Genomic DNA, 24,670 nt, shown 5'->3' with positions numbered 1-24,670 from the left:
CCATTAACCCAAGGTAGCCCCGCCGTCGACCACTAAATCCTGCAAGGTAATATGTCCAGCCCAATCCGACAATAGAAAGGCTACTGCTTGGGCTATATCGTTCGGTTGCGCTAACTTGCCCAACGGTATGCCCAGCCGGTGCTGAGCCAAAGAACCAGCGATGATTTGCGCGGGGCCGCCGCCACCGGCTCGCCAAAAGCGACGCTGCATTTCCGTTTCGGTTGATCCTGGCGAAACCAGGTTGCAGCGAATCCCATATTCCGCCAGTTCCAGACCCAAACAACGCGTGAATTGTGCAGCGGCGGCTTTCGAAGCGGCATAAGCCGCCATACCAGTGCGCGGCGTCGATGCCGCGTTGGAACCGACCGTCACGATAGCCCCGCGCCGCCGCTCACACATGTACCGAGCGACAGCTCGGCTTAATGCAAAAACCCCATGGCAATTTACCGCAAAGCTTTCCAACCAGTCTTCGTCGCTGGCATCCACTACATGACCAGGACGCAGCACACCTGCAACATTGACCAGATAGTCGATCGCACCGATAGTGGTTTCTACATGAGCAACCGCGCAATCGATGCTAACACGGTCACGCAGGTCCAGCGTCAGCGGCTGCAGTCCTGGTGTCGCGAGACAAGCATTGTGCAACGCATCGCGGTCGTTGTCGGCAGCGACCACTGTTAAGCCCTCAGCAGACAACAAAGCCGCAACCGCCAGACCGATGCCTTGTGCCGCTCCGCTTACCAATACGACGCCGGGACGCATAGCGAAGCCGGAGCTGTGGCGCATTTGCGTTGACTGTTTCATGATTCAGCGTTGCAAACCTTAGGATGAGAACCGCTAGTCTTGCCAGTTGGCACCCGAGTTTTTGCCACTAAGCCAGCCAGTAAGCCCAGGCTCAGGCATGAGACCCCAGCCGCCAGCCAACCGACGCGTTCGAAATGCTGCACCGCACCACCTTGGCCGCTGCCAATCATCAACCCGGCGCACCAGGCGGCCAAACCGGATGCTGCCTCGGTACTTGCGGTATTGACCGCCATATAACGGCCGCGCAAAGGCGGCGGCACCCGTCCTATCAACCATACCGAGGCAGGAATAGCGCGGGTTGAGGTCAAGACCATGAAAAGTACAAACACCAAGCTGATCAGCCACAAAGGTTCCGTTTGCAACTGTGTGAACCACAAATGTGGCACGGTGCTGGCCGCAAGCAATACTGCCAAAACCCCAGCGGCGCCGAACCTATCCACCGCGCGGCCGACAAATTGAGCGGCCACCCACGTCGTTAAGCCGGCACCCAGATAAATCCAAGACAATTGGCTCATACTGACGCCCAAGGTGCCGTTCAAATGCGTGCCCAGATAAGGCACAATCAGAAATCCGGCAAACACAATGCAAAAGCTCAGTAACCACCCCAATGCCAGCGCCGGCGAGCGCAAACTTCCCTGCCCTTCCGTCATCACGGCAGGCGACTTGGGCAAGAACCGTAGCAACCATAACCACCACAACCCGGCCAGCGCCGCCACCACGAAAAATGGTATTCGCCAACCACCCACTGCCGCCAAGCTTAGCCCCACAGGCACTCCGATGACAGCGCATGCGCCAAAGGCGGACGCTATCGTGCCCATGGCTTGGCCGCGGCGTTCCGGTGCCACCCGGTCAGCGATCATTGCCATCATGGTGGCGTTGCTCAGCCCGGCGCAAGCGCCCGCTAAGGCACGTGCCGCAAGCAAGGCATCGAAGTGTGCCGCAAAGCCGCAACTGAAGGTGGCCATGATAAAACCCGCATATAACACTAATAAGCTGCGCTTGCGGTCGCCATGATCGATCCAGCGACTACCGACCAGGCTGGTCAGCGCCGAAGCCAGCGTGTAGACGCCGACTAGCGAACCGAAGCGCGCGGGACCGATGGCAAAATCACGCATCAGTTCCGCGCCCAGCGGCATCAGCACCATATAATCCAGTAGAAGCGTGAATTGAAGTACCGCAAATGTCAGCACCAAGCGCCGCTCGTTAGGACTGTCCGACGCTTTAGTACGGCTAACAACCGAGCCTTTAACTGGCGCCAAAGGCAGCGCCCGCGGCAGCGGCCAGTCTGCCGGCCGCACCGGAACAGCGACCGGTGTGCCGTCGGGAGCGCTGAGAATATGGCTATCAATGCCATAAAGCCGCCGCAATAGCGCCGGAGTCAACACGTCTGACGGAGATCCGCAGGCCGCTAGCTGGCCACCATCCAATGCCACCAACCAATCGGCATGACGCGCGGCGACTAAATCGTGCATAACCACCACGACGGTGCGGCCGGCATCCGCCAATGCGCGCAATAGCGCGATCAACTCCAGTTGGTGACCGGGATCGAGCATACTGCCGGGTTCGTCCAGCAACAAAATCGGTGTGGACTGCGTTAACAGCATGGCCATCCACGCCCGTTGGCGCTGCCCTCCGGACAGCTTGTCCAGCATCTGCCCAGCCATCGCGCTCAGCTCAGTCAGCCGCAGTGCTTCGCTGCGCGCGGCTTCGTCTTCCGCCGACCAGCGCGCCATCCAATTTCGATGCGGATGGCGTGCCAAAGCCAATAAGTCGTTTACCTTTAGTCCTACTGGCGCCAGGGGAAACTGCGGCAAATATCCCACGTTGCGGGCAAAATCGGCGGTGGAGATGTTTGTCAAATCCTCCTCGCCAAGCCGAACAGACCCAGAATCAGCGGGATGCAGTCGGGCCAGACAGCGCAGCAAGGTACTTTTTCCGCAGCCGTTGGCGCCAATAATGGCGGTTACCCGTCCCGCCGGAATTTCCAAACTGACATCACGCAATACCGGCTTTGCAGCATAACCGGCCATTAGGTGGTCGACGTAAAATGCCGACATTATGAGACTCCGTATGAATTCGACCGCATCAGCAGCCACAGTAAAAAAGGGCCGCCCAGCAGACCGGTGACCACACCGGCCGGGAGTTCGGCGGGCGCGGCAGCTATCCGGCCAAACAAATCGGCCGCCGCGACCAAAATGGCACCCAGTAACGCAGACGCCCATAACGGGGTACCGCCGTTTGCCGATAAATGCCGTGCCAGCATCGGCGCAGCCAGGGCCACAAAACCGATCGGGCCACCAATCGCCGCTGCGACCCCGGCTAGCGCGGCAGCCAGCGACATCACGATTAAGCGCAGTCGGCGTAAATCAACCCCCAACCCGCGAATACTGTCATCGTGCAGACATAACAAAGCGAGGCTCCGGGAAACAGTGGTACAGGCTAACAGCAAGATAGCGAGCAGCCCACCAGCCACCCCCACCACCGGCCAACCACGGCCGGCCAGACTACCGACGCTAAATGCGTACAGCCCGGCAGCGTGAAACATGGGCAAAGTGGTCAAAGCCATATCGAAACCGGCACGTAGCAAACTGGCCATGCCCACGCCAACCACCAGGACCCGATAACCTCGAGTGCCGACACCTCCGGCAGCCAACAAAGTCACTAAGGCCGTGAGCAATGCGCCGACCACCGCTCCCCACCAGGGTCCCAATACCCCGGCCGGATTCAAGATTAAACTCAACGCCAAGGCCAAAAGCGCGCCGTCGCTAATGCCCAACACATCCGGACTGACTAAGTGATTACGGGTCACACTCTGCAACAAAGCTCCGGCGGCACCTAGTCCAATACCAACCAGCAACGCCGCGCACAAGCGCGGTAAACGAAATTCCGTAACCAGGGTAAATAGCCAACCAGGCCCCTGACCGGATAAGCCTGCCCACAGTTGCGATGCCGATAAACTTGGCGTGCCGACCGCCAGCGCGAGATAAACAAGCGCCAGCAGTAGCAAAATCGGCGCGAACCGACATACTGAGCCAATCATGCTTCAGTACCGGCCGGCATCAAGGCTAGTGCGGCATTGCGGTGGACGATCCAGATCAATAACGGGGCACCGATAGCCGCCAGCACAGCACTCACCGGCATCTCGAAAGGCGCGAGCAACAAACGGGCGGATATATCGGCCAACAGCATCAGCACTGCTCCTAGCCATATTGAATAAGCGCATTGTTTGGCTAACACCGCGCCGGCCAATGCTCTGGCGGAATAGGTGGCGATTAGTCCTAAAAACGGCATCGGCCCAGCTAAGGCGACACAGGTGCCGCTTAACAGCGCAACCACCAACACCGCCGCGGTCCGAACCGGCGCTGGACCTTGACCCAACGCCCGAGCCAAATCATCGCCCAGCGCCAATGCCGATAACGGCCGCACCAATACGACAGCCGCCAACAAGCCACCCACTATGATTATCAGGCCCGGCCAAAGCAAGCCAGCATGCGGATGGCTTAAGGAACCCAGCATCCAGAAGCGAAACTGATCAAGATTGGCTGTGCTGACCAAGGCCAGCCACGCTGTCAGACTATGACAGGTGGCAGTCAAGGCTAATCCGGCCAACACCAGTCGCAACGGCGATGTCTGAGCGTTGCCGGCACGCGCCAATAGCAACACCAGCAGGCTGCCCAACAGGGCGCCGCTCAAGGCCCAGCCGATTTGCGCCGCAGGAGATTGTCCGCCAAATAGCGCAATACCAAGCGCTACGCCCAGCGCTGCGCCGCTGTTAACCCCCATCAACCCGGGTTCGGCGAGCGGATTGTGGGTTACCGCTTGCAATAACACCCCGGAAGCAGCCAATGCTGCGCCCAACGCCAAGGCCTTCAGCAACCGGGGTAGCCGCAACTCACTCAGCACCAAATTGGTATGGGTATCAGTCGATGTGTTCAACATCCAATCCACACTATCCGACCAACCGACAGCGCCGGCCCCCAGGCTTAACGAGGCCAAAGCCAGTAGCGGTAAGCTCAGCCACAGCAAAGCATGCCAGGCGCTGGACTTAAACTTAGCCATACTCACGATCCCGGTTCCGCTGTCGCAAACGCTGCCACCACGTCGAGCACAATTGCGCGCGCCGCGATGGGGCCGCCAATGACCGTCCACACCGCCGCATCGACCTCGCGCACCCGATGCCGACGCGCAGCCAGCAATTCGGCAAAAGCCGGTTCATTTTGCAAGGCTGCCACGCCCTGCGGATCCGGCGCGAAGTTACCGATAAACAGCCAATCGCCGTCGATGTCGGTTAATAGTTCCCGGCTTAAAGCTTGTCCATGGCCGGCGCCGGAGGCGCGTTGCGCCGGCGGTCTGGTTAAACCCAAATCGGCTAGCACCTGACCGGCAAAGGCGTCGCCCAACATGTACATCGGCCCATTGGGGGTGAGGCGAACAATACTTACCGATTCGCCTCGGTGCGCTTTAAGCTCTTCGCTTATTCGCACAACTAGCGCCCGGTAATCGGCAAGCACATCCACGCCGGCTTGCGGGCGGTCAACAGCTGCTGCGATGCGCTTAAGACTATCTTGCCAATGCTCGCCCGGATAAAAGCTGATGACGGTCGGCGCGATGGCGCGTAACTGATCCAAAAATTCAGGATCGCTCTGACCGCCGGCCAGAATTAAATCCGGCTGCAAAGCCACGATGCGGTCCAGGGACGGTAGCGCAAATGAACCGACACTTTCGACATACTGCACGGCCTCGCCTAAATAGGGTGGCGGTTGGTTACTGCCCCGCCCATTAGTCGCGCCAACAGGTTGCAAGCCAAGGGCCAGTAAGGTATCCAAGTCCAGCTCGCTTAACGCCACCACCCGTTCCGCCCTCTGTGGCACGCTGACCGAACGGCCGCTAGCGTCGATTATTTCGCGCCCCCTCTCCGCCGGCGTAGCGGACGGCGGACTTTCGCAGGCCGCTAACAGCCAGACAATTAAGATCATGATTTGCAGCAGCGGATTGCTCATGGCTGTGCATCCACCGCGCGATGCCGTTCGGCATGGTAATCCTCTTCACGCCAACCTTGTCGCCAATATGGCACAGCGTACATAGATGACGGTGCTAAGCCCCGCTCCTGCAATAAATTCTGGCGAATAGCGAGCACCGCGGTACTCTCACCGGCTATCGTGGCAAACACCTGCCCCTCAGTCGGCCATGTCAGATTAAAAAACACGCCAGGCAAATGCTTAGGTGCGGCTGCCGTTAACCACTGAATTTCGACACCCGCTGGATGCTGTAATGCGAGTTGATCGGCCGTCTCCTCGATTTGAATTAATGCCAAACCTTTGGATTGGCTCGGTAGCGCTTCCAACACGGCAGCAATAGCCGGCAGCGCGGATAAATCGCCGACCAATATATGGAAATCGGCAGCCATGTTCGCCAACGCCGGACCGCCAACCCCTGCCAGAGCGATACTGTCCCCAATTTTTGCGTTGACGGCCCAACGTGTGCCTGGGCCATGTGCGCCGTGCAATACAAAGTCCACATCAAGCAAATTCAGATTGCTATCGAAGCGGCGCAGGCTATAAATCCGGGCTGCATAATGCGGCATCCCGAACGCATTTGACATGTGGGTCGCACCTGCTTCGAGATCAGGCACTAATAGCTTGAGATGGGCGCCCGGTCCGGCGTTGCCAAGCCCTTGCAGGTCCGCCCCGTGAAAACGGATACGTCGCAAATGCGGTCCTAAGCGCAACGTGTCGCAAACAGTAAGCCATTGCGGGGAATTGAAGGATCTGTTGGGCGCAGGGTGAAGAGTTGGCATGGAAAAATTCAAATGGTTACGCTGGCACCGGATTATACGGTTGCCTAAGACGTACCGTTGGAAGCGCGCTGCTGATTGACCGACTAACAAAGCTGTATGCGTTTTTCGCAAAGACGCATCAACGGTGTAGGCGCAAAATGCCCGGCTGCATCCCGAACTGCCGCCGAAAAGCTGTCGCGAAGTTGGCGGCGCTGGTATAACCGGCCAGTTGCGCCGCATCGCTTACACTGATGCCTTCCTGCTCCAAGGCGATACGCGCTTGCTCCAAAAGACGGCGGCGTTGGTAGGCGAACACGCTATTACCGGTATACAGCCGAAAGTAGCGTTGCAGAGTACTAGGACTCATGCCTATCCTCTCGGCTAGCGCTTGCATCGACCAGTCGTCCCCTGCACCGCTGTCTAGAAAAGCGCGAAACTCTGCCAATCGGCGACGTTCGCGCGGCCTAAGTGTGCGCTCGGACGCCGGGTTTACGTCTGTCAGCCCGGCCAGCACTTCGGCGACTATGTCCAAGCAGCGGCTTTCCAAACGCAAACCCATCAAAGGTGTGTTGACAGCACACAACTCAAATACACTGCCCGCCAGTAACCGCAGATGGGCAGACAACCGCCAGTGCTGTACCGCCAGATGATTGCCGCGCAAGCTCTCTAATACCGGATAGGCCGCTAGCAGATCTTCGTGCTTGCTCAGCCAGCGACTACCAAAAGCCAGACTAACCACCCTGCGCCGCGTACCTCGTATTAAGCGCCGACTAAAGCGATCACGCTGGGTTAGGCTAAGCACCAGACCGTTGCCTTCATTATCCCTGTTGCCCAACAGAAAACGCTGATCGCCATATGTGACATCCGCTTCTCCGGCCAGCGGCAACACAACCAATAGCCCAGGCTGCAATATTCCACTGACTTCCACGTCTTGTTCGTCGCATACATCGGATGCATAAAGCGACAAGTCCGGCTGTAACTGCAGCTCCTGCGAGCGCCCGCTGACAAATGGAATGCCGTTACTGGGTGGCGTCGCAGACACGTCGCCAGCGTAATCCTGATCGAATCCGGATCGATCAGAACAGTCGATTTTATAAGACCTAATAGTCGTTAGCCTATTCATAGAGTTGATACCAATGATTCCTGACTGAAGATCCGTGCGTGCCGTCTGCGCGTGCCGCAAATGAATCTGATTCCATCGCAAACGCAGTGGTTTACGTTGCGTCGGATAATAGCAGCCACTAATCTTAATGTAAATCATTCTTATTTGAAGGCAGACCATGCACATACTCCGTTCTGTACGATCCAAGCGTACGCTTTATATGACTGTATTTTTGTTTGCTACCACCGATCAATTGCTTGCTGAACCTAGCGATACCGATACCGACAACACCGTGCTTATGGATGAGGTCAATGTGAAGGGTAAAGCAATCAAATCCGCCGCCAGGCAAACGGTGGAAGACACCCCCTCCACCTCAATCAAGGACGTATTCGAGAAAAACATCTCGGTAGGCGTTGGCGGCCCCACCGCAAGTGCGCAAAAAGTGTTTGTCAATGGTATTGAAGAAACCAATCTCAATGTGCAAATAGATGGCGCCCGGCAGGTGAATAATCTTTGGCACCACAACGCCAATTTGTTACTCGACCCCGGTGTGCTAAAAGCGGTCAGTGTGGACGCCGGGGTAGCGGCGGCTGACGCCGGACCAGGCGCACTGGGCGGTTCATTGCGCTACGAAACCAAGGATGTCGACGACTTTTTACAGCCCGGCCGGGACTACGGCGCTTTCTTAAGCGGCGGTTTTGCCAGCAATCTGGACACATTTACTAAGTCCGGTGCCGCCTACGGGCGTTATCGGGATGTAGAAGCCATGGGCTACGCCTCCCATGCCGAAGGCGCCAATTACACCGCTGGAAATAGTGACACGGTGCAAGGCACCGGCGCCAATCTGCTCAGCGCCTTAGGCAAACTCGCGTATACCGCAGAGGGTGGGCACCGCTTCGAAGCGTCGGCTCAGCATTTGTCAGACGACGACATCCGCCCCTTCCGCGCCAATTTTGCGGCTGTGCGCGGCCTCACCTTATTGTCGGAAAATGCTTTTAAACGCGATACCGCCAATTTTAAGTACAGCACTCGGCAACCCAGCGACTTCTACGATCCCGAGCTCCGGTTTTACTACAACGCGACATCGCTGTCCCGGCCAAACCCGAACGGCGGCTTTCGTCCCGGTTATTTCGAATCCAACATCCAGAGCTTGGGCGCGACGGCCTTAAATCGCTTCAAAACGCCGTTAGGCGAGCTCAGCACCGGTATGGATTTTTATCAGGATCAGGCGACGACCGATAATTTTCGCGATGCGGCTATGGTGGAAACTGCCCGTAATTTAGGCGGATTTGCCCAATTGCGCAGCGCACCCAGTGAGTGGTTAAACCTGTCAAGCGGTGTCCGCCTTGATTCCCAAACCTTCGAAGCGGTAGACCGCCAGCAATTCGACAACATAGCCGCCAGTCCCAACGTATCGATCGGTATCACGCCATTGCAGGATCTATCCATAAACGGCAGTTATTCCTATGTGTTCGGCGGTATACAGTTGGCAGAGGCCGCGGTATTTCACACCATGCCGTTTGCCAGCTATGCCAACGATCTGGCCGCCCAGCGTGCCACCAATGCCAAAGTCGGACTCAGTTACAGCTTGGCAAATGTCAAACTGGAGGGTGAAGTATTCTCGACACGCATCCAAAACACGCAGGCCTACCAAGAAGGCGACGATAGTTTTATTCGCGTTAACGGCCCGGCGGTCAAGACTGAAGGCTTCAATCTGGGCATGGCTTATCAACAGAATAATGCCGATTTCGGCGCGCATTATACGAACACTGAGGTTAGCTACGACCACGCACAAATCGGCACCCTGGCTTTTTATTTGGGCTCGCCGGTTGGCGAAATCATCAAATTGCACGCCGCCTACGCTTGGCCTACCTTGGGTATTAAAACCGGCGTCAGCTCGGAGATTGCATTGCGGTACCGCTTCGCAGCGGATTCCGGGAATCGAGACCTGGACGGTTATCACACCTACAACCTGTTTGCGCAATGGCAACCGCATTTCTATCGCGGCATTAGCTTGCGCGCGGAGCTCAACAATCTCACCAACGAAGACTATACCGATCGCTACAGCGCCGGCACGGCAGTCGGTTTCATTACGCCGCTGCAAAATCCCGGCCGCAGCGTGTTGATTTCAACGAAACTGGAGTTTTAATACTTATGTTCACAGATGCCAACACCTGTTCTACCGTAAGCGGCGATTCCGGCAATGGCTCCGCTTACCAACGGCCCAGCGCTATCGACCTACTTTATCGCTATGGCGTCGATTCAAGTATATTTCTGGGGACGCCGGAACGCACCCTGCTGGGCCGCGGCGTCCGCTTACGCTTGAAGCGTGGTCCCGGCGAATCAACCGCAACTGCGCTGCAACAGCTGTTCACCGATCTCCAGCGCAACGGTGATAGCGAAGCTATATTGGTCGGCGCAATCCCCTTTGCGCCGGACGCCCAACCGGTGTTATTTATTCCCGACCAGTTGGATGTAGCGGGTCCGCTCGGACGCCACACAGCACTCAAGCCAAACCAGGCAAGGCGCGGCACAGCCACCGAAGAACAACCCGCGCAAGCTGTTTATGCGCAAAGGGTCCAACAAGCGTTGGATTTGATACGGCACACAGCATTAAAAAAAGTGGTGCTGTCCCGCATGCTGGAAATCCGTAGCGAGCGTGACATCGATCAGTCCATGGTGCTGCGTAATCTAGCCGCCCGTAATATAGGGGGTTACACCTTCGCCGTCGATTTGCCGACGCCATCCGCTGGCGTACGTCGGTTAGTCGGCGCTAGCCCGGAATTATTGCTACAGCGCATGGGTGGACAGTTGCTGGCCAATCCTATCGCCGGCACCGCACCGCGCAGTAGCGACCCGGGTGAAGATCTGGCGCGTTCCCGCAAGCTGTTGCACTCGGCCAAAGACCGGCAAGAGCACGCATTAGTGGTGGAAGCGGTGGCGGAAACCTTGCGCCCCTATTGCCGCAACCTGCACGTTCCGCCAGTTCCTGAGCTGCTGGCTACCAATCGGGTTTGGCATCTGTCCACCCGTATCCGTGCAGAGTTAACCAAGCATGCGCCGGCTTCGTATGCGCTGGCGCTGGCCTTGCACCCAACACCGGCGGTATGCGGCGAACCGCGGGATCTGGCGGCGAGAGCCATCCATACATTAGAAGACTTCGATCGCGGACTGTTCACCGGTCTGGTAGGTTGGTGCGACGCCAAGGGTGACGGTGCCTGGGCGGTAACGATACGTTGTGCGGAAATCGAAGCCAACCGTGCAACCTTATATGCCGGCGCCGGCATCGTTGCAGACTCTGACCCATGGCAGGAAGTGGCGGAAACATCGGCTAAATTTCAGACCTTGCTGGATGCCATACAAGGGGGTGTCGCGTGACCGACGCCGATTTCACCCCTTGGCCGGATAATTTGGTCAAAGAATATCGCGAGCGCGGCTGGTGGCAACGTCAAACCTTGGGCGCTTTTCTACGCGCGTCGGCGCTTCGCTACGCAACACGTATTGCGGTGGTTTGCGGCGAGCGGCGTTGGGCTTATCAAGAACTCGACGAACACGCCGATCGCTTGGCGGCCGGATTTGCCGCATTGGATTTGCAGGCCGGCGCGCGCATTGTGGTGCAATTGCCAAATATCGCCGAATTTTTTGCGGTGTGTTTTGCTTGTTTTCGCCTCGGGCTGGTGCCGGTGCTCGCGTTGCCGGGACACCGCCGTGCCGAAATAGCCGCATTTTGCCAAATTGCGGAGGCTAGTGCCTATATCATACCCGATTGTCACGATGGCTACGACTACCGCACTCTGGCACGGGAAGCCATGGCACTGGTGCCGGGCTTACGCCACGTCATAGTGGTGGGCTCTGCCGAAGAATTTATAGCGTTACAGGCGCTCTATCTAACGCCGCAAGCTCTCCCGGAACCGGATCCTGGTGCCATAGCGCTGTTACAGCTGTCGGGCGGCAGCACCGGCACCCCAAAACTGATTCCACGCACCCACGACGATTATCTTTATAGCGTCAGAGCCAGCGTTGAGGTTTGCCAATTCGACACCGCCACCACTTATCTGGCGGCCTTGCCGGTAGCCCACAATTTTCCGTTGAGCTCCCCTGGCACGCTGGGCACCTTGTATGCCGGCGGCCGTATCGTTTTGTTGACCCGACCAGAGCCGGATGCCGCTTTTAGCTTAATCGCTAATGAACGTGTTAGCCATATAGCCTTAGTGCCGTCGCTGCTGCTGGCCTGGTTGGAGCGTGCCACCAGCCTGCGTCCGGCGCTTGACAGCCTGCGCCTGGTCCAGATCGGTGGCGCCAGTCTGGCAGCGGACGTTGCCGCCCGCGTTCGCCCACTGCTGGGCTGCCCATTGCAACAAGTCTTCGGCATGGCCGAGGGTCTGATCAACTACACGCGGCTGGACGACCATCCGGATGTCATCCTGGAAACCCAGGGCCGGCCCATGTCGGTCGGCGACGAGATTCGCATTGTCGATCACGACGAGCAAGACGTGACGGACGGCCAGACCGGCCATCTCCTGACCCGTGGCCCTTACACCATTCGCGGTTATTGGCGTGCCGATGCGCATAACCACCAGGTTTTTAGCGCAGACGGCTTTTACCGTACCGGGGATTTAGTCAGGCGCCGCAGCGACGGCAACTTGCAAGTGATGGGACGAGCCAAGGATCAAATCAACCGCGCCGGCGAAAAGATAGCTGCCGCGGAAGTGGAGCGACATTTGTTGAGCCATCCGCGCGTGCGCAATGCCGCACTCGTGGCTATCCCGGACGAACGTTTAGGCGAGCGCAGCTGCGCCTTCGTGGAACTGAACGCCGCGGCCGCAAACGAGGCTTCGGCGCCCATCGTTTTATCGTTGAAATTGCACCTCCGCGATCATTGCGGGTTGGCCGCACACAAAATTCCAGACCGTATCGAATTCATCGACCATCTACCACTCACCGCGCCCGGCAAAATTGCCAAGCCGCAACTGCGTAAGCTGGCGCTTACCTTAACCCGGAACCCCACATGAGCATACCCCGCATCGCCAGTTACCAACTTCCCGATCAGCTACCAGCCGGCAAAGTGAGCTGGCGCTTAGAGCCACAGCGTGCGGTGTTACTAGTACACGACATGCAGCAGTATTTTCTGGATTTTTACGATCAATCCCAGCCGCCTATCCCCGCGCTGTTGCGCAACTGCGCGGCGCTGATCACCGCCTGCCGTGCCGCCGGCGTACCGGTGGTCTTTACGGCCCAGCAAGGTGGCCAAAGGCCGGCCGAGCGCGCACTGCTCAACGATTTTTGGGGGCCAGGCCTACCGCCGGATCCGCTGCTGGAACGTATTGTTGATGCCGTGGCCCCAACTCCAAATGACTTGATCTTGCCGAAATGGCGCTACAGCGCCTTCAAACGTAGCGAGCTGGAGGCAAACCTAAAGGCGATGGGCCGCGATCAGTTGGTGATTTGCGGCGTCTATGCGCACATTGGCTGTTTAATGACAGCAGCCGAAGCGTTTATGTTGGATATCCAGCCGTTTTTAGTCGGCGATGCGCTGGCCGACTTTTCCCGCGACGAGCACGAATACGCGTTGCGTTACGCTGCCGGGCGCTGCGCCTGTGTCCGCAGCAGCCAAGAACTAATACAGGCCTTGCAGTTCGAACATCCTCAGCTGGAGACCTTGCGCCGCGAAATAGCGGCAGTAATGGCTATCGACGCGGTTTTACTCGGCGATGACGACGACTTATTATTGATGGGGCTGGACTCACTGGCACTAATGCGCTTGATGCAAGACTGGCGCCGGCGCGGATTCAACCCCGAGTTTGCTGAATTGATGCCGATGCCGACGCTAAGCGCTTGGTACGCTTTGTGGAAAAACGCGGTGCAGGTAGGCAATGCATGATGCACGATCAAAGCAGTCTCGCGCTCACGCAAGCGCAAATCGGCGTACTGCTCGGCCAACAATTGGCCCAAGATAGCAGCGTGTTCTATGCGGCCGAGTACACCGAAATCCAAGGTCCACTGGATTGCGAGCTGTTTGCCCTAGCATTGCACAGCACATTACAAGAGGCCGACACATTGCAGGTGCGGCTGGTCGGCAAAGAAAGCGAATATCGGCAGCAACCCTGCAGCCATCCCCTGCCCCGCTTGCTGGTGACGCCCGCCGAAGGGTTGACTGATGCGGCGTTCATGGCCGTACTTTCCGCGCAGATACGCCAGGGCTTCGATACCGTCAGCGGCCGCCTTTACGCGCACACGCTCTATCGGCGCGCGGCCAATCGGCATGTCTGGCTACACCGCGCGCATCACCTAGTGTTGGACGGCTACGGCTTCCAATTGATAGCTCGGCGAGTCGCCAGCCACTACCAAGCCTTACTCGCCGGCGTTCCAGCGGCACCGGCAGGATTCGGAAGCTTGGCCGCCCTGGTAGAGGCTGATCAGGCCTACCAGGATTCGCCCGAGCGCGACACGGACCGCCGCTATTGGCTCGCAGCGCTTGCCGGATTGCAACCCAAGTCTTTGTGCCCGTGTCCTGCAGTCGGAATCGGCCGCGGCCAGCGCATCGGTGGAGCGTTACCGGACACGCTCAGCGCACGGCTCAAAATCCGGGCGCAGGAATGGGACTTGAGTTGGCCGGAGCTGGTTATTGCCGGTTTCGCAGGCTATTTAGGCCGGCACGGATGCGGCCGCGATGTGGTGCTGGGCCTGACTACCATGTTGCGCTCGTCCGGCATGGTCGCACGGACCCCCTGCAGTGCAATGAATGTCATGCCCTTGCCATTCCAACAGGCCGAGGATATAAACCTGGCCGCGGCCGCACGCAGTTTGCGCCAGGATTTTAGCCAACACCGTCCACATCAGCGCTACCGCTTCGAACATTTGGAGTTCGATCTGGAAGACGCCGGTTACCCCCGCGGTTTACTCGGCACCGAGATCAATGTGATGCCCTTCGAACCACCGTCCCGTTTCGGACCCTGCACGGCCAAAACCTACACTTTGGCAGCGGGACCGGTAGAAGATCTTGCCGCCATCTTTATGGCCAGGGGCGATAGTATCGTCCTGGATTTGGATGGCCGCGCGGAAAATTACGACGCACCCACACTACGCGCCCACTGGAATGGGATTAGCGATTTTCTGGCGCAAGCCTTGGATTCCTGTTAGCTACCAGCGCAGATCTGTTCGATGATCTGATGCTCGAGTGTTCGACGCTGAGCCTATGCCTGGATACTCAGACTTAAGCCCATTTACGCAAACCGGTATCATTTCGCGACGTTTCGTTTATACTCTTTACCACGATTAGGTGTCTTGGTATGCGTTCTGCGTATCAAGGTGAAACGGGAAGTCCGGTGCGATATGAGATTAATCTCAGTCAAATCCGGCGCAGCCCCCGCTGCTGTATGCCTGATGAATCTCCTTTTTGCCACTGCACGGTTAGTGTGGGAAGGCGGTAGATTCAGATGACGGCAAGCCAGAAGACCGGCCTGATCGAATGTAGGATGCCGACTCCGGAGGGGAGCCGTATGCCAGCGATGCAGCGTGAGCTGTATTTGTGCGTGCGTGTTTTTCTTGCTCGGTCGGCTCCAATTATCCCTGATATTTTAGGAGACTCGACATGTTCGTTCTAAGCCCATCCCAACCAGTAACCCTGGCAACTCCTCGGCCTGTTGCCGCCTTGTCCGCTATTTTATTGGGTTTTACCCTGCTGTTAGTCGTCGGCTTCGCACCGCTCGCCGAAATACACAACGCCACTCACGACACTCGTCACGCCACCGGCTTTCCTTGCCATTAACGCCCGATATGTTCAAACACATGGTGTTTTCATCGGCGTTGTCAGGTATCGCCGCCGCCCTGCTGTTATCGGTGTTACAGATGTTTTGGGTCACGCCGCTGATTTTGCAGGCAGAAAGATATGAAGTTGCCGCCGAAGCGTTTGCCCACGAACATACTGCCGACGCCCATACCCACGATGCAGCCCCATGGCAGCCGGAGGACGGCTGGCAGAGAACAGTATCTACGATCAGCAGTAACGCCCTGATGGCAATAGCTTTTGCCTTGATGTTGACCGGCGCCTACGCTCTGCGCAAGCCGTCCGGCATCCTGCACGGCTTGGCTTGGGGCTTGGCAGGTTACACCGTCATTTTCGCCGCGCCGTCTTTAGGCTTGCCGCCGGACTTACCCGGCACCAGCACTGCAGCAGTGTTGAGTCGACAAGGCTGGTGGCTGGCTACCGCATTGGCAACAGCGTTCGGTCTGGGCTTGCTACTTCTGCAAACCCGCTGGTCATTACGACTGCTTGGCGCATTGGCCATAATTACGCCACATTTACTGGGCGCGCCGCAGCCTGAAATCGTTACAAGTCTGGCACCTGAGGCCTTGCAAACACAATTTCGCTGGGCCAGTACGCTGACTAACGGCGCGTTCTGGACAGTGTTAGGCATGTTATCGGCCATAACGTTTAATCGGACACCAAACCAGCCATGACCGCTAGCGATAAAACCGATCACATTCCCGGCAAGGTCTGGTTCGTCGGCGCAGGGCCAGGCGATCCTGAACTGATTACCGTCAAGGGCCAGCGCCTGCTGCAACAAGCCGGTGCCGTCCTTTATGCCGGCTCGCTGGTCAATCAGGCAGCGACGATGTACACGCCGGACACTTGCAAAATTCGAGACTCCAAAGACATGACGCTGGCGGAAATAACCGACTGGCTGATCGCCCAAGCGCAGCGGCATCAAACCGTGGTGCGCTTGCAAACCGGGGATCCCGGCCTGTATGGCGCACTGGTGGAAATGGTGCAAGCGTTGGATGCCGCAGGTATTCACTGGGCCGTGGTACCGGGTGTATCGTCTGCGATGGCAGCTGCTGCGACTGCCGGTGAAACACTGACCTTGCCGGAAGTCACTCAAACCGTGATTCTCACCCGCGTCGCCGGTCGCACACCAATGCCGGCGGGCGAAGAGCTGGAAGCGCTGGCCGCGCATCACACCACCTTGTGCATTTTTCTTTCGATCACCTTGCTCCCGGATGTCCAACGCGCCTTGCTCGCCGCCGGCTGGGCGGACGATGCACCGATACTGGTGGTACAAAAAGCCAGCTGGCCGGACCAGGAAAAAATCGTTCGCGGCACCCTTAGCGACATTCGCGCTAAGTGCCGGGCGGAAAAAATCAATAGTCAGGCGATGATAATCGCCAGTCCGGCGCTGGGTGCGCGTTACTGGCCGGAGATTCAGCATTCCAAACTTTACGATGCCGAGTTCTCGCATCGATTCCGTCAAGCCGTCAAACCCTAAAACAACCTATGCAAAATCAAACCATCTTATTGATCGGCCACGGCTCGCGCGAACCATCCGGCAACCAGGAAATTGTAGCCTTTGCCGAGCAATGGCGCGCCCGCCAGCCGCAATGGCGTATCGAAGTGTGCTTTATCGAGTTCGCCGAGATTCTGATTGAAGAAGGGCTGGATCGGGCGGCGGCGCATGGCGGCCAGGTGGTCGTGGTGCCGTTGATTCTAAATGCCGCTGGCCACGTCAAAATGGAAATCCCCGAGCATATCGAACATGCCCGCTTGCGGCATCCGCAAGTCGCGTTTGTCTATTGCCGCCACCTGGGAGCCAGCCAAGACATACTCGCCATTCTAAAACGCAATTTGCGTAAGGCCTTGCATACGCTGGACATGCCGGACCCGCGCAACACCGGCGTGATACTGCTGGGCCGTGGCGCATCGGACCGGGTCGCCAACGGCGAAGTCGCCAAAATGGCGCGCTGGCTGTATGAAGAAGGCGAGCATCCTATGGTCGACATCGCCTTTACCGGCATCACCCATCCCCGCTTGGAAGCCATCGTGCAGCGTCAACACACGCTGGATATGCGACAGATTGTCGTGTTGCCATACTATCTGTTTACCGGCACCTTGATTGAACGCATCCACCGGCAGGTCGCGCGCTTACAACGCCAATACCCGCAGATTTATTTCGGACTCGCCGATTATCTAGGGTTTGAAGCGGAAATTTTCGCCATGCTGGAAAGCCGCATCACCGAAGCCACTGACAGGCTAGCCCCGGCCATGATGGAATGCGACGGCTGCAAGTACCGAGAATTTGCCGCCGACCATGGCGATGGCCACCACCATCACGCGCACGCACCCCAGGCCAGCGCATGAACAGCAACATCGTCACCGAACAACTTACCGATGCCGGCCGCCGGATAGAGCACGACTCGTTCGCCATTGTCGACCGCGAAGCCGGGCTGCATCACTACGACGACCAGCAATGGCAAGTGGTCAGACGCATCATTCACGCCTCGGCCGATTTTGAATTCAACGGCCTGGTACGTTTTCATCCCGAAGCGGTCGCCGCCGGTTTGCTGGCGATTCGGCGTGGCGCGCCGATAGTCGCCGATGTGGAAATGATCTGCGTGGGTTTGTCCACACCACGGCTGGATTACTTCGGCGTCGCTACGCATCATTTCATCGCCGATACGGATGTGATTGCCCAGGCCAAAGCCGAGAACAGCACTCGTGCGGTGCAAGCCATGCGCAAAGCCCAGCAACTCAATTTGCTGGACGGCGGCATCATCGCAATCGGCAATGCGCCAACAGCCCTACTGGAAGTAGTGCGGATGACTAACGACGGCTTAATCAAACCCGCTCTGGTGATCGGCATGCCGGTGGGCTTTGTGTCGGCGGCGGAATCCAAAGCGCTCGCCAGTGAACTCAGGGATATTCCCTGGATGGTCATTGACGGTCGCAAAGGCGGCTCGACACTGGTAGTCGCCGCCATTCATGCTTTGTTGGCACTGGCCGAAGCGGAACAAACCCAGCTTGGTTAATTTGAGTTGATGGAAAAAAAGCCGAAAGGCACCCGCAAAGGTTACACCACCGGCGCTTGTTCCGCTGCGGCGGCACGGGCGGCGGCGCTCGGCTTGCTGCAAGGCGCGGTACCTGACAGCGTGGAATGCGAGTTGCCCAACGGTCAACGGATAACATTCGCAGTCAGCAACGGACATTGCGCTAACGATTTCGCGCAGGCAGTGGTTATCAAAGATGCCGGCGACGATCCCGATGTGACCGACAAAGCCGCGCTGACCGCGCACGTCCGGCTGCTGCCTGATGCGCCGGGTGAAGTGCTGCTGAAAGGCGGCACCGGCGTCGGCACCATTACCATGCAAGGTTTGGGTTTGGAAGTGGGCGGGCCGGCCATCAATCCGGTACCTAGGCGCAATATAGCCGCCAATGTGCGTCAGGTTGCCGCCAGCTTGCTCGAACAGGCTGGGCTGGAAGTGACTATTTCCGTACCCGGCGGTGAAGAGTTGGCGAAAAAAACCCTAAATTACCGGCTCGGCATCGTCGGTGGCATTTCCATCCTGGGCACCACCGGCATAGTCCATCCTTATTCCACGACAGCATTTCGCGCTAGCGTGATTCAGGGTATCGAAGTCGCGGCCAATCAGGGCCAGCACTGTGTGGTGCTGACCACCGGCGGTCGCACGGAAAAATTCACCATGCGCGAATTACCTGAACTGGCCCCGGCCTGCTTCGTGCAGATGGGGGATTTTCTCAAGTACGCCTTGGACACCGTCGTGCGCTGCGGCTTGCCACAAGTGGTAATTGGCGGCATGGTCGGCAAACTGACCAAAATTGCCCAGGGCGAGACCATCACCCATGCTAATCGTAGCGCGGTGGATACCGACTTGCTGGCGGAAATTGCCGCCGAAATCGGCGCGTCCGCCGACGTCTGCACCGAGATCAGCCAATCGGAAATGGCTCGCTATGCCAGCGAACGCATGGAAGAACTGGGCTTGATCAGCGAATTTTATGAGGCTTTAGGCCGGCGAGTCATAGCCACCTTGAGCCAGCGCTACACCGGCAAATTCCGCTTGCGGGTGCTGATGTGCGATTTTGACGGTAACAAACTGGCGGAAGTGGCAGGCGATGTCTGAGATGAACAACCATTGCCGAATTATCGGCGTACTGGACAATGGCGCAGCGGGTTTAACGCCCAGCGCATTGACACTGATACAAACTGCCAATATCGTCATTGGCGCAAGCCGCACCTTGGCACTATTCGCCGCAGACATTAGTGCAGATGCCGAACGACACTATTTAACCGGCAAGCTGTCGCAACTCCCCGCCTGGATCACTGAAGCCCGCGAAACCGGTAAACAGGTGGTGGTGCTGGCCACCGGCGACCCACTATGTCACGGCATCGCCAGTTTTTTGCTCAACAAACTTGGCCGTGACAGTATCGAAATCCTGCCCAATCTAAGCATGCTGCAATTGGCCTGTGCCAGACTGGGTGTGGCCTGGCAGGATGCACGCATCGGCTCGGTGCACAGCTGTGATGCCGGCGAATGGCAGATTGGCGCTACACCCAATCATGGATTATATGCCTTGCTGAATTTGCTGCGGCAATCCGGTTTAACCGTCGTCTTCACCAGCCCCGAAAACGATCCTGCCCGCATTGCCCGCATGTTGCAGATCGAGTCTTTAGCCGATGACTATGAAATGGCAGTGGCGGAATGCCTGTTGCAGCCGCAGGAACAGATTTCCGATTGGTTGAGGGTCGATGCCGCCGCGGCCGGCAGATTTGCCGATCCCAATATCGTCTTGGTACGCCGCCGGCAACCAGTGGTAAGGGAAGCGCTATTCGGTTTGCCCGATGAGCGCTTTAAGCAACGCAAACCCGACAAAGGCCTGATCACCAAACGCGAAGTGCGTGCGGTGTCGTTGGCACGGATGGCCTTGCTGCCGGACAGCATCGTGTGGGACATCGGCGCCGGTTCCGGTGCGGTTGGGCTGGAAGCGGCACGGCTGTGCCCGCACGGCCATGTCTACGCTATGGAAAAAAATGCGGATGACGCGGCGATTGCGCTGAGCAATCGCACGAGCTTGCGCGTGAACAACTACACCCTGCTGCATGGCCGCGCACCGGCCGGGCTGGAAAACTGGCCCGACCCGGATGCGGTATTCATCGGCGGTTCCGGTGGCGAATTACGCGCACTAATCACCCTTTGTTTGCAACGTCTGCGACCCGACGGTCATCTGGTGATGAACTTCGCCACTCTCGAAAATCTGAGCACGGCCGTCGAAGCCTTGAAAACAACAGGCGCGCAATGGGATGTGCTGCAACTGCAAGCCGCGCGCAGCAAGCCGATTCTGGATATGCACCGCATGCAGGCGGAAAACCCAATTTGGGTGGTGTGCGCTCAAACCTCCGCCCGTATCCTCAACGACCATGATGACTAACGTATCCCCAGGCCGCTTATACGGTGCCTCGCTCGGCCCCGGTGATCCGGGGCTAATTACCCGCCGCAGTTGGGCTTTATTGCAACGCCCGGATGTTTACTGGACTTACCCCATCCGCCGTAAAGGCGCCAACAGCTACGCCTTACAAATTGCCCTGAATGCCGGTTTGACCTTGCCAGCCGACCACAGCCCACTGATTTTTCCGATGACCCATGACACGGAAATCCTCGCCGCTTACTGGCTGCGCGCCGCCGAGACCGTGTTGATCCGTTTGCGCGCCGGTCAGGATGTGCTGTTTCTAGTGGAAGGCGACGCTTCGACTTATTCTACTTTCGGCCATCTGGCTCGCACCGTGCGCGCGCTGGATGCCGGTATCGCCATCGAAACCATTCCGGGCGTACCGTCGTTTACCGCCGCCGCAGCGCGGTTAGCGATGCCGCTGGCCGATACCGATGAAACCGTGGCCATCATCCCGGCCAGTTACGGCATCGCCATGATAGAACGCTTGCTCAACGATTTTGACACGCTGGTACTGCTGAAGGTTAAACCCTTGCTGGACGATATTTTGGACTTGCTGGAACGGCGCGGCTTGCTGACTCATGCCGCGTTTATCGAAAAAGCCGGTAGTCCGGAAGAGCGCATCGAACGCGATCTGCTAAAACTGCGCGGCCAGAAAGTCAATTATCTATCCTTACTGCTGGTTCGCAACCCGAATCGCCAGCGCGGCGAAATGCTGCGTGGATGCCGGAAAAAATCCTCCCTCTCCACAACTGAGACGCCATGACCATACTCATCCAACCCCGTATCGCCCTGGTGGCGATCACCAAACACGGCGTCGCGCAAGCCTTGCGCTTGGCCGAACAGCTGCCAGATGCCCAACTGGCGGTCTCGGAGAAATTCGCTGCCGGCTTACCTACTATCGGAAACACTGTCGAAATCCTGCCCGGAGCATTAAGCGCAAATATGGGCGGTTTGTTTGCCCGTTACGATCAATTGGTGTTGTTTATTTCGTTGGGCGCGGTAGTGCGCTTGATTGCGCCGCATCTTAAATCCAAAGACGAAGATCCCGGCGTGTTGGTGGTTGACGATGCCGCGCGCTATGTAATTCCGGTGTTGTCCGGCCACGTCGGCGGCGCCAACGCCTATGCCGAACAACTGGCGGCGTTGCTGGGTGCGGAGGCGGTGCTGACCACGGCGTCGGATGTCGGCAAGACCATCCCGGTGGATATACTCGGCCGCGAGCTGAGCTGGCAGGTGGAAGCGCCGAAAATCAATATTACCCGGGTTTCTGCGCATGTCGTCAACGAAGAACCGATTGCTTTCGTCCAGGAAGCAGGGTCAAAACACTGGTGGACACGGCCCACACCATTGCCGGCCACTATTCGTTTTTTTGAGCGTTTCGAAGACGTGGATTTGACGCACTACAAAGCGGTGTTGTGGGTGACCCGGCGGGAGATTACCCCGGCACAATGGGAACAACTCGCCGAGCGTCTGGTGGTGTACCGACCGCCACTAGGGCAGGAATAATGAAAGTCATCCTGGGCTTGGGTTGTGATCGGAATGCCTCGTTAATGACTTTGAACACCGCAGTCGAGCAAGCGCTGGCACTGGCGGGTTTGGACAAATCCGCCGTCACAGGTGCCGCCAGCATCGACAAAAAAAACGACGAAGCGGCCATATTGCAACTGACTGCAGATAACGCTTGGCCGCTGTCGTTTTACCCAGCCGAGCAACTGGCGCAGGTGCCGGTACCCAATCCCTCTGAAGTGGTGCGCCAATACATGGGTACACCGGCGGTGGCCGAGGCGGCGGCCCTACTGGCCGCCGGCCCTACGGCGGAATTATTAGTAGAAAAACACAAATACCGGGGCGAGGACGGCAAGAACGCCACGGTTTCAATCGCAAGTATCAACGAAAACAACATATGAAGGCAGGCAAAATTTTATTGGTCGGCTTCGGCCCCGGTGCGCAAGCACATATGACCTACCGGGCGCGCGAGGCTATCGCCGAGGCGGAAGTGGTGATTGGCTATTCCACTTACATCAAGCTGGTACAGGAGCTGTTGGCAGGCAAGGAGATCATTCGTAAGGGTATGACCGAAGAAATCGATCGCTGCGTCGAGGCTTATGAGCAAGCCTTGCTGGGCAAAACCGTGGCGCTGATTTCATCCGGCGACATCGGCGTTTACGGCATGGCCGGACCGACTTACGAAGTGCTGCTGCAAGCCGGTTGGACGCCGGACAGCGACATCACCGTGGAAGTCATCCCCGGCGCGACCGCGTTGAATGCTTGCGCCGCGCTGGTCGGGGCACCGTTAACGCATGATTTTTGTTCGATTTCGCTGTCGGATTTGCTTACGCCCTGGCCGACCATCGCCAAGCGCTTGCAAGCAGCGGCGCGCGGGGATTTCGTGGTGGCCTTGTACAATCCGAAAAGCGGGCGCCGTACCGGCCAAATCATCGAGGCGCAGCGGATACTGTTGTTACACCGCAGCCCGGGAACGCCGGTCGCGATTGTCAAATCGGGCTATCGCCGCCGGCAGGACATCCAAATGACGAGCTTGGCGCAGATGGCCGATTGCGACATCGGCATGTTGTGCACAGTGTTGATCGGCAACAGCAGTACTTTCGTGCGTGAAGGTTTAATGATCACCCCGCGCGGTTACGCCAACAAATACGACAGCCTGACCGGCGAGACCAAACACGGCGAACAAGCCGGGCGTTCTTTGAGCATGGGCTTGACCGGCTGGCATGCTTGCGTGCGCCAATATGTGCGCGAAACGCCCGCGTCCTCGGCGCGCGCAGCGGCAGCTTATTTCGATGCGCCGCTGGCTGAAATTCTGGCGGCTATCGCTACCGCGTCGCCCGCTGACGAAGCGGGTGATCTGGCCGCACGCTGGTTAGCCGTTGATCAAGTCGATGCCGTATTAAATGCCGCCAGGGACTGGGGCCGATTGCGGGCCGTGGTGCGCAGCGAGACCGGTGCGGTGGCGGAATTATTGTTGGAGGCCCAGGATTTTAGCCAACGCGGCGATTGGTTGAATCTGACCAACGAGCATTGCCATTTGCATGTCGATAAAAACAAAATCGCCAGCGGCTGGTTTTTAAGCCAGGGCGACAGACAGCATGGGGTTTATTTTGTCGATGGTCATGGCGCGCTAGTGTTTTCACTGTTGCTGGTGAAATCGGCAGAGAAATTTGACGACGCGGCGTTGCATGCTTTCCACATAGCGTGCGACCAATTAGGCCAAGTCATGACAGCTATCGAAACCGTTGAAACTGAAGAGGCGACTAGCGATGAGTGATATTACCCTGCCGGAAAAACCCAAAATGGGCGACTACAAACGCCATTTGCTGGTCTGCACCGGTCCGCGCTGCACGCAAGATGGCCTGTCGCAAGCCGTGTTTGATAGCCTTGGCGCAAAATTCAAGGCCGTGGGCCTGGATCAGGGCGCGTTACGCGTCAAACGCAGCCGGGTATCTTGCTTTGCCACTTGTAAATCAGGCCCGATTCTTTGTGTACAACCGGATGGCGTTTGGTATTACAACGTCACCGATGCCAATCTTGATCGCATAATTGCGCAACATCTGCTGGGCGGTGAACCGGTCAGCGATCTAATATTTCATCAGGGGCCGGTGTGTATTAATGACGCATGAAGCCAGATAAACACACTTTTGTCGCCAGGCCAGCGCTGCGCCTATTTTGAATTCGTTTGCAGCTGCTAGCTACGCAGATCATGGGTTGTGTGGGAGCGCCTGAGCAAGGCGTT

General features: G+C 57.8%; 24 protein-coding genes and 1 riboswitch. Of the genes, 17 read left to right on the top strand and 7 right to left on the bottom strand.

Annotated features, from left to right (window positions below; genetic code table 11):
• Positions 1–3 precede the first annotated feature (3 nt).
• From EBA_RS09530 to EBA_RS09500, 7 genes are all read right to left on the bottom strand, one after another.
• Entirely contained in the window at positions 4–804 is an 801-nt protein-coding gene (locus tag EBA_RS09530; protein WP_192374510.1) for a 2,3-dihydro-2,3-dihydroxybenzoate dehydrogenase, read from the bottom strand.
• Complete coding sequence (locus EBA_RS09525; protein WP_223146661.1) at positions 801–2,861, bottom strand: MFS transporter; 2,061 nt, start codon at positions 2,859–2,861, stop codon at positions 801–803. Before EBA_RS09525 ends, EBA_RS09530 begins: the two co-directional genes overlap by 4 nt.
• Positions 2,861–3,844, bottom strand: coding sequence for a FecCD family ABC transporter permease (locus EBA_RS09520; RefSeq protein ID WP_192374509.1), 984 nt, complete (start codon positions 3,842–3,844; stop codon positions 2,861–2,863). The genes EBA_RS09525 and EBA_RS09520 overlap by 1 nt, the downstream gene beginning before the upstream one ends.
• Entirely contained in the window at positions 3,841–4,863 is a 1,023-nt protein-coding gene (locus tag EBA_RS09515) for a FecCD family ABC transporter permease (protein WP_192374508.1), read from the bottom strand. The genes EBA_RS09520 and EBA_RS09515 overlap by 4 nt, the downstream gene beginning before the upstream one ends.
• A gap of 2 nt (positions 4,864–4,865) precedes the next feature.
• On the bottom strand, positions 4,866–5,804 hold the full coding sequence (locus tag EBA_RS09510) for an ABC transporter substrate-binding protein (RefSeq protein ID WP_192374507.1): 939 nt from the start codon (positions 5,802–5,804) through the stop codon (positions 4,866–4,868).
• Positions 5,801–6,601, bottom strand: coding sequence for a siderophore-interacting protein (locus tag EBA_RS09505; protein ID WP_225616065.1), 801 nt, complete (start codon positions 6,599–6,601; stop codon positions 5,801–5,803). Before EBA_RS09505 ends, EBA_RS09510 begins: the two co-directional genes overlap by 4 nt.
• Positions 6,602–6,719: 118 nt before the next feature.
• Positions 6,720–7,703 carry a helix-turn-helix transcriptional regulator gene (locus tag EBA_RS09500; protein WP_192374505.1) on the bottom strand — a complete coding sequence of 328 codons (984 nt, stop codon included), beginning with the start codon at positions 7,701–7,703 and terminating at the stop codon, positions 6,720–6,722.
• A 199-nt stretch (positions 7,704–7,902) separates the two neighbouring features.
• On the opposite strand from EBA_RS09500, the gene EBA_RS09495 reads away from it, so the two are divergent.
• The 17 genes from EBA_RS09495 to EBA_RS09415 all read left to right on the top strand — a co-directional run bounded on the left by EBA_RS09495 (position 7,903) and on the right by EBA_RS09415 (position 24,557).
• On the top strand, positions 7,903–9,831 hold the full coding sequence (locus EBA_RS09495; protein WP_192374504.1) for a TonB-dependent receptor plug domain-containing protein: 1,929 nt from the start codon (positions 7,903–7,905) through the stop codon (positions 9,829–9,831).
• 5 nt (positions 9,832–9,836) lie between these two features.
• A complete protein-coding gene (locus tag EBA_RS09490) occupies positions 9,837–11,060 on the top strand; it encodes an isochorismate synthase (RefSeq protein ID WP_192374503.1) in 1,224 nt (407 codons plus the stop codon).
• Positions 11,057–12,694 carry a (2,3-dihydroxybenzoyl)adenylate synthase gene (locus EBA_RS09485; protein ID WP_192374502.1) on the top strand — a complete coding sequence of 546 codons (1,638 nt, stop codon included), beginning with the start codon at positions 11,057–11,059 and terminating at the stop codon, positions 12,692–12,694. Before EBA_RS09490 ends, EBA_RS09485 begins: the two co-directional genes overlap by 4 nt.
• Entirely contained in the window at positions 12,691–13,563 is an 873-nt protein-coding gene (locus EBA_RS09480; RefSeq protein ID WP_192374501.1) for an isochorismatase family protein, read from the top strand. The genes EBA_RS09485 and EBA_RS09480 overlap by 4 nt, the downstream gene beginning before the upstream one ends.
• The gene (locus EBA_RS09475; RefSeq protein WP_192374500.1) at positions 13,560–14,822 is read left to right on the top strand and encodes a condensation domain-containing protein; all 1,263 of its coding nucleotides are present in this window, start codon (positions 13,560–13,562) and stop codon (positions 14,820–14,822) included. Before EBA_RS09480 ends, EBA_RS09475 begins: the two co-directional genes overlap by 4 nt.
• Before the next feature lie 120 nt (positions 14,823–14,942).
• Positions 14,943–15,160, top strand: a riboswitch (cobalamin riboswitch).
• Between the two features lie 113 nt (positions 15,161–15,273).
• Positions 15,274–15,450, top strand: a complete 177-nt coding sequence (locus EBA_RS09470; RefSeq protein WP_192374499.1) for a CbtB domain-containing protein — start codon at positions 15,274–15,276, stop codon at positions 15,448–15,450.
• A gap of 8 nt (positions 15,451–15,458) precedes the next feature.
• Positions 15,459–16,142: a CbtA family protein gene (locus EBA_RS09465; protein ID WP_192374498.1), complete on the top strand. Its 684-nt coding sequence runs from the start codon at positions 15,459–15,461 to the stop codon at positions 16,140–16,142.
• Positions 16,139–16,948, top strand: a complete 810-nt coding sequence (cobM, locus tag EBA_RS09460) for a precorrin-4 C(11)-methyltransferase (protein WP_192374497.1) — start codon at positions 16,139–16,141, stop codon at positions 16,946–16,948. Before EBA_RS09465 ends, cobM begins: the two co-directional genes overlap by 4 nt.
• 8 nt (positions 16,949–16,956) lie before the next feature.
• Positions 16,957–17,817: a sirohydrochlorin chelatase gene (locus tag EBA_RS09455; protein ID WP_192374496.1), complete on the top strand. Its 861-nt coding sequence runs from the start codon at positions 16,957–16,959 to the stop codon at positions 17,815–17,817.
• A complete protein-coding gene (locus tag EBA_RS09450) occupies positions 17,814–18,485 on the top strand; it encodes a precorrin-8X methylmutase (protein WP_192374495.1) in 672 nt (223 codons plus the stop codon). The genes EBA_RS09455 and EBA_RS09450 overlap by 4 nt, the downstream gene beginning before the upstream one ends.
• Positions 18,486–18,494: 9 nt before the next feature.
• Positions 18,495–19,595 carry a cobalt-precorrin-5B (C(1))-methyltransferase gene (locus EBA_RS09445; protein WP_223146660.1) on the top strand — a complete coding sequence of 367 codons (1,101 nt, stop codon included), beginning with the start codon at positions 18,495–18,497 and terminating at the stop codon, positions 19,593–19,595.
• Position 19,596: 1 nt separating this feature from the next.
• On the top strand, positions 19,597–20,901 hold the full coding sequence (gene cbiE, locus EBA_RS09440; protein WP_192374493.1) for a precorrin-6y C5,15-methyltransferase (decarboxylating) subunit CbiE: 1,305 nt from the start codon (positions 19,597–19,599) through the stop codon (positions 20,899–20,901).
• Positions 20,891–21,685 (top strand): precorrin-2 C(20)-methyltransferase, encoded by a 795-nt coding sequence (gene cobI, locus EBA_RS09435; RefSeq protein ID WP_192374492.1) that lies wholly within the window; start codon positions 20,891–20,893, stop codon positions 21,683–21,685. Before cbiE ends, cobI begins: the two co-directional genes overlap by 11 nt.
• A complete protein-coding gene (locus EBA_RS09430) occupies positions 21,682–22,428 on the top strand; it encodes a cobalamin biosynthesis central domain-containing protein (protein ID WP_192374491.1) in 747 nt (248 codons plus the stop codon). The genes cobI and EBA_RS09430 overlap by 4 nt, the downstream gene beginning before the upstream one ends.
• On the top strand, positions 22,428–22,829 hold the full coding sequence (locus EBA_RS09425; protein WP_192374490.1) for a cobalamin biosynthesis protein: 402 nt from the start codon (positions 22,428–22,430) through the stop codon (positions 22,827–22,829). Before EBA_RS09430 ends, EBA_RS09425 begins: the two co-directional genes overlap by 1 nt.
• Complete coding sequence (cobJ, locus tag EBA_RS09420) at positions 22,826–24,205, top strand: precorrin-3B C(17)-methyltransferase (protein ID WP_192374489.1); 1,380 nt, start codon at positions 22,826–22,828, stop codon at positions 24,203–24,205. Before EBA_RS09425 ends, cobJ begins: the two co-directional genes overlap by 4 nt.
• Positions 24,198–24,557 (top strand): (2Fe-2S) ferredoxin domain-containing protein, encoded by a 360-nt coding sequence (locus EBA_RS09415; RefSeq protein ID WP_192374488.1) that lies wholly within the window; start codon positions 24,198–24,200, stop codon positions 24,555–24,557. The genes cobJ and EBA_RS09415 overlap by 8 nt, the downstream gene beginning before the upstream one ends.
• The last annotated feature ends 113 nt before the right edge of the window (positions 24,558–24,670 follow it).

The sequence above is a fragment of the Methylomonas albis genome (genome assembly GCF_014850955.1).
GTDB lineage: Bacteria > Pseudomonadota > Gammaproteobacteria > Methylococcales > Methylomonadaceae > Methylomonas > Methylomonas albis.
Note: the sequence above shows the minus strand (reverse complement) of the source record. Positions and strands in the feature narration are given on the sequence as shown.

Bases quoted from the DNA above. Each gene is read 5' to 3' on its own strand.
- EBA_RS09530 (WP_192374510.1), bottom strand. From the start codon at position 804: ATGAAACAGTCAACGCAAATGCGCCACAGCTCCGGCTTCGCTATGCGT.
- EBA_RS09525 (WP_223146661.1), bottom strand. From the start codon at position 2,861: ATGTCGGCATTTTACGTCGACCACCTAATGGCCGGTTATGCTGCAAAG.
- EBA_RS09520 (WP_192374509.1), bottom strand. From the start codon at position 3,844: ATGATTGGCTCAGTATGTCGGTTCGCGCCGATTTTGCTACTGCTGGCG.
- EBA_RS09515 (WP_192374508.1), bottom strand. From the start codon at position 4,863: ATGGCTAAGTTTAAGTCCAGCGCCTGGCATGCTTTGCTGTGGCTGAGC.
- EBA_RS09510 (WP_192374507.1), bottom strand. From the start codon at position 5,804: ATGAGCAATCCGCTGCTGCAAATCATGATCTTAATTGTCTGGCTGTTA.
- EBA_RS09505 (WP_225616065.1), bottom strand. From the start codon at position 6,601: ATGCCAACTCTTCACCCTGCGCCCAACAGATCCTTCAATTCCCCGCAA.
- EBA_RS09500 (WP_192374505.1), bottom strand. From the start codon at position 7,703: ATGAATAGGCTAACGACTATTAGGTCTTATAAAATCGACTGTTCTGAT.
- EBA_RS09495 (WP_192374504.1), top strand. From the start codon at position 7,903: ATGACTGTATTTTTGTTTGCTACCACCGATCAATTGCTTGCTGAACCT.
- EBA_RS09490 (WP_192374503.1), top strand. From the start codon at position 9,837: ATGTTCACAGATGCCAACACCTGTTCTACCGTAAGCGGCGATTCCGGC.
- EBA_RS09480 (WP_192374501.1), top strand. From the start codon at position 12,691: ATGAGCATACCCCGCATCGCCAGTTACCAACTTCCCGATCAGCTACCA.
- EBA_RS09475 (WP_192374500.1), top strand. From the start codon at position 13,560: ATGATGCACGATCAAAGCAGTCTCGCGCTCACGCAAGCGCAAATCGGC.
- EBA_RS09470 (WP_192374499.1), top strand. From the start codon at position 15,274: ATGTTCGTTCTAAGCCCATCCCAACCAGTAACCCTGGCAACTCCTCGG.
- EBA_RS09465 (WP_192374498.1), top strand. From the start codon at position 15,459: ATGTTCAAACACATGGTGTTTTCATCGGCGTTGTCAGGTATCGCCGCC.
- cobM (WP_192374497.1), top strand. From the start codon at position 16,139: ATGACCGCTAGCGATAAAACCGATCACATTCCCGGCAAGGTCTGGTTC.
- EBA_RS09455 (WP_192374496.1), top strand. From the start codon at position 16,957: ATGCAAAATCAAACCATCTTATTGATCGGCCACGGCTCGCGCGAACCA.
- EBA_RS09450 (WP_192374495.1), top strand. From the start codon at position 17,814: ATGAACAGCAACATCGTCACCGAACAACTTACCGATGCCGGCCGCCGG.
- EBA_RS09445 (WP_223146660.1), top strand. From the start codon at position 18,495: ATGGAAAAAAAGCCGAAAGGCACCCGCAAAGGTTACACCACCGGCGCT.
- cbiE (WP_192374493.1), top strand. From the start codon at position 19,597: ATGAACAACCATTGCCGAATTATCGGCGTACTGGACAATGGCGCAGCG.
- cobI (WP_192374492.1), top strand. From the start codon at position 20,891: ATGATGACTAACGTATCCCCAGGCCGCTTATACGGTGCCTCGCTCGGC.
- EBA_RS09430 (WP_192374491.1), top strand. From the start codon at position 21,682: ATGACCATACTCATCCAACCCCGTATCGCCCTGGTGGCGATCACCAAA.
- EBA_RS09425 (WP_192374490.1), top strand. From the start codon at position 22,428: ATGAAAGTCATCCTGGGCTTGGGTTGTGATCGGAATGCCTCGTTAATG.
- cobJ (WP_192374489.1), top strand. From the start codon at position 22,826: ATGAAGGCAGGCAAAATTTTATTGGTCGGCTTCGGCCCCGGTGCGCAA.
- EBA_RS09415 (WP_192374488.1), top strand. From the start codon at position 24,198: ATGAGTGATATTACCCTGCCGGAAAAACCCAAAATGGGCGACTACAAA.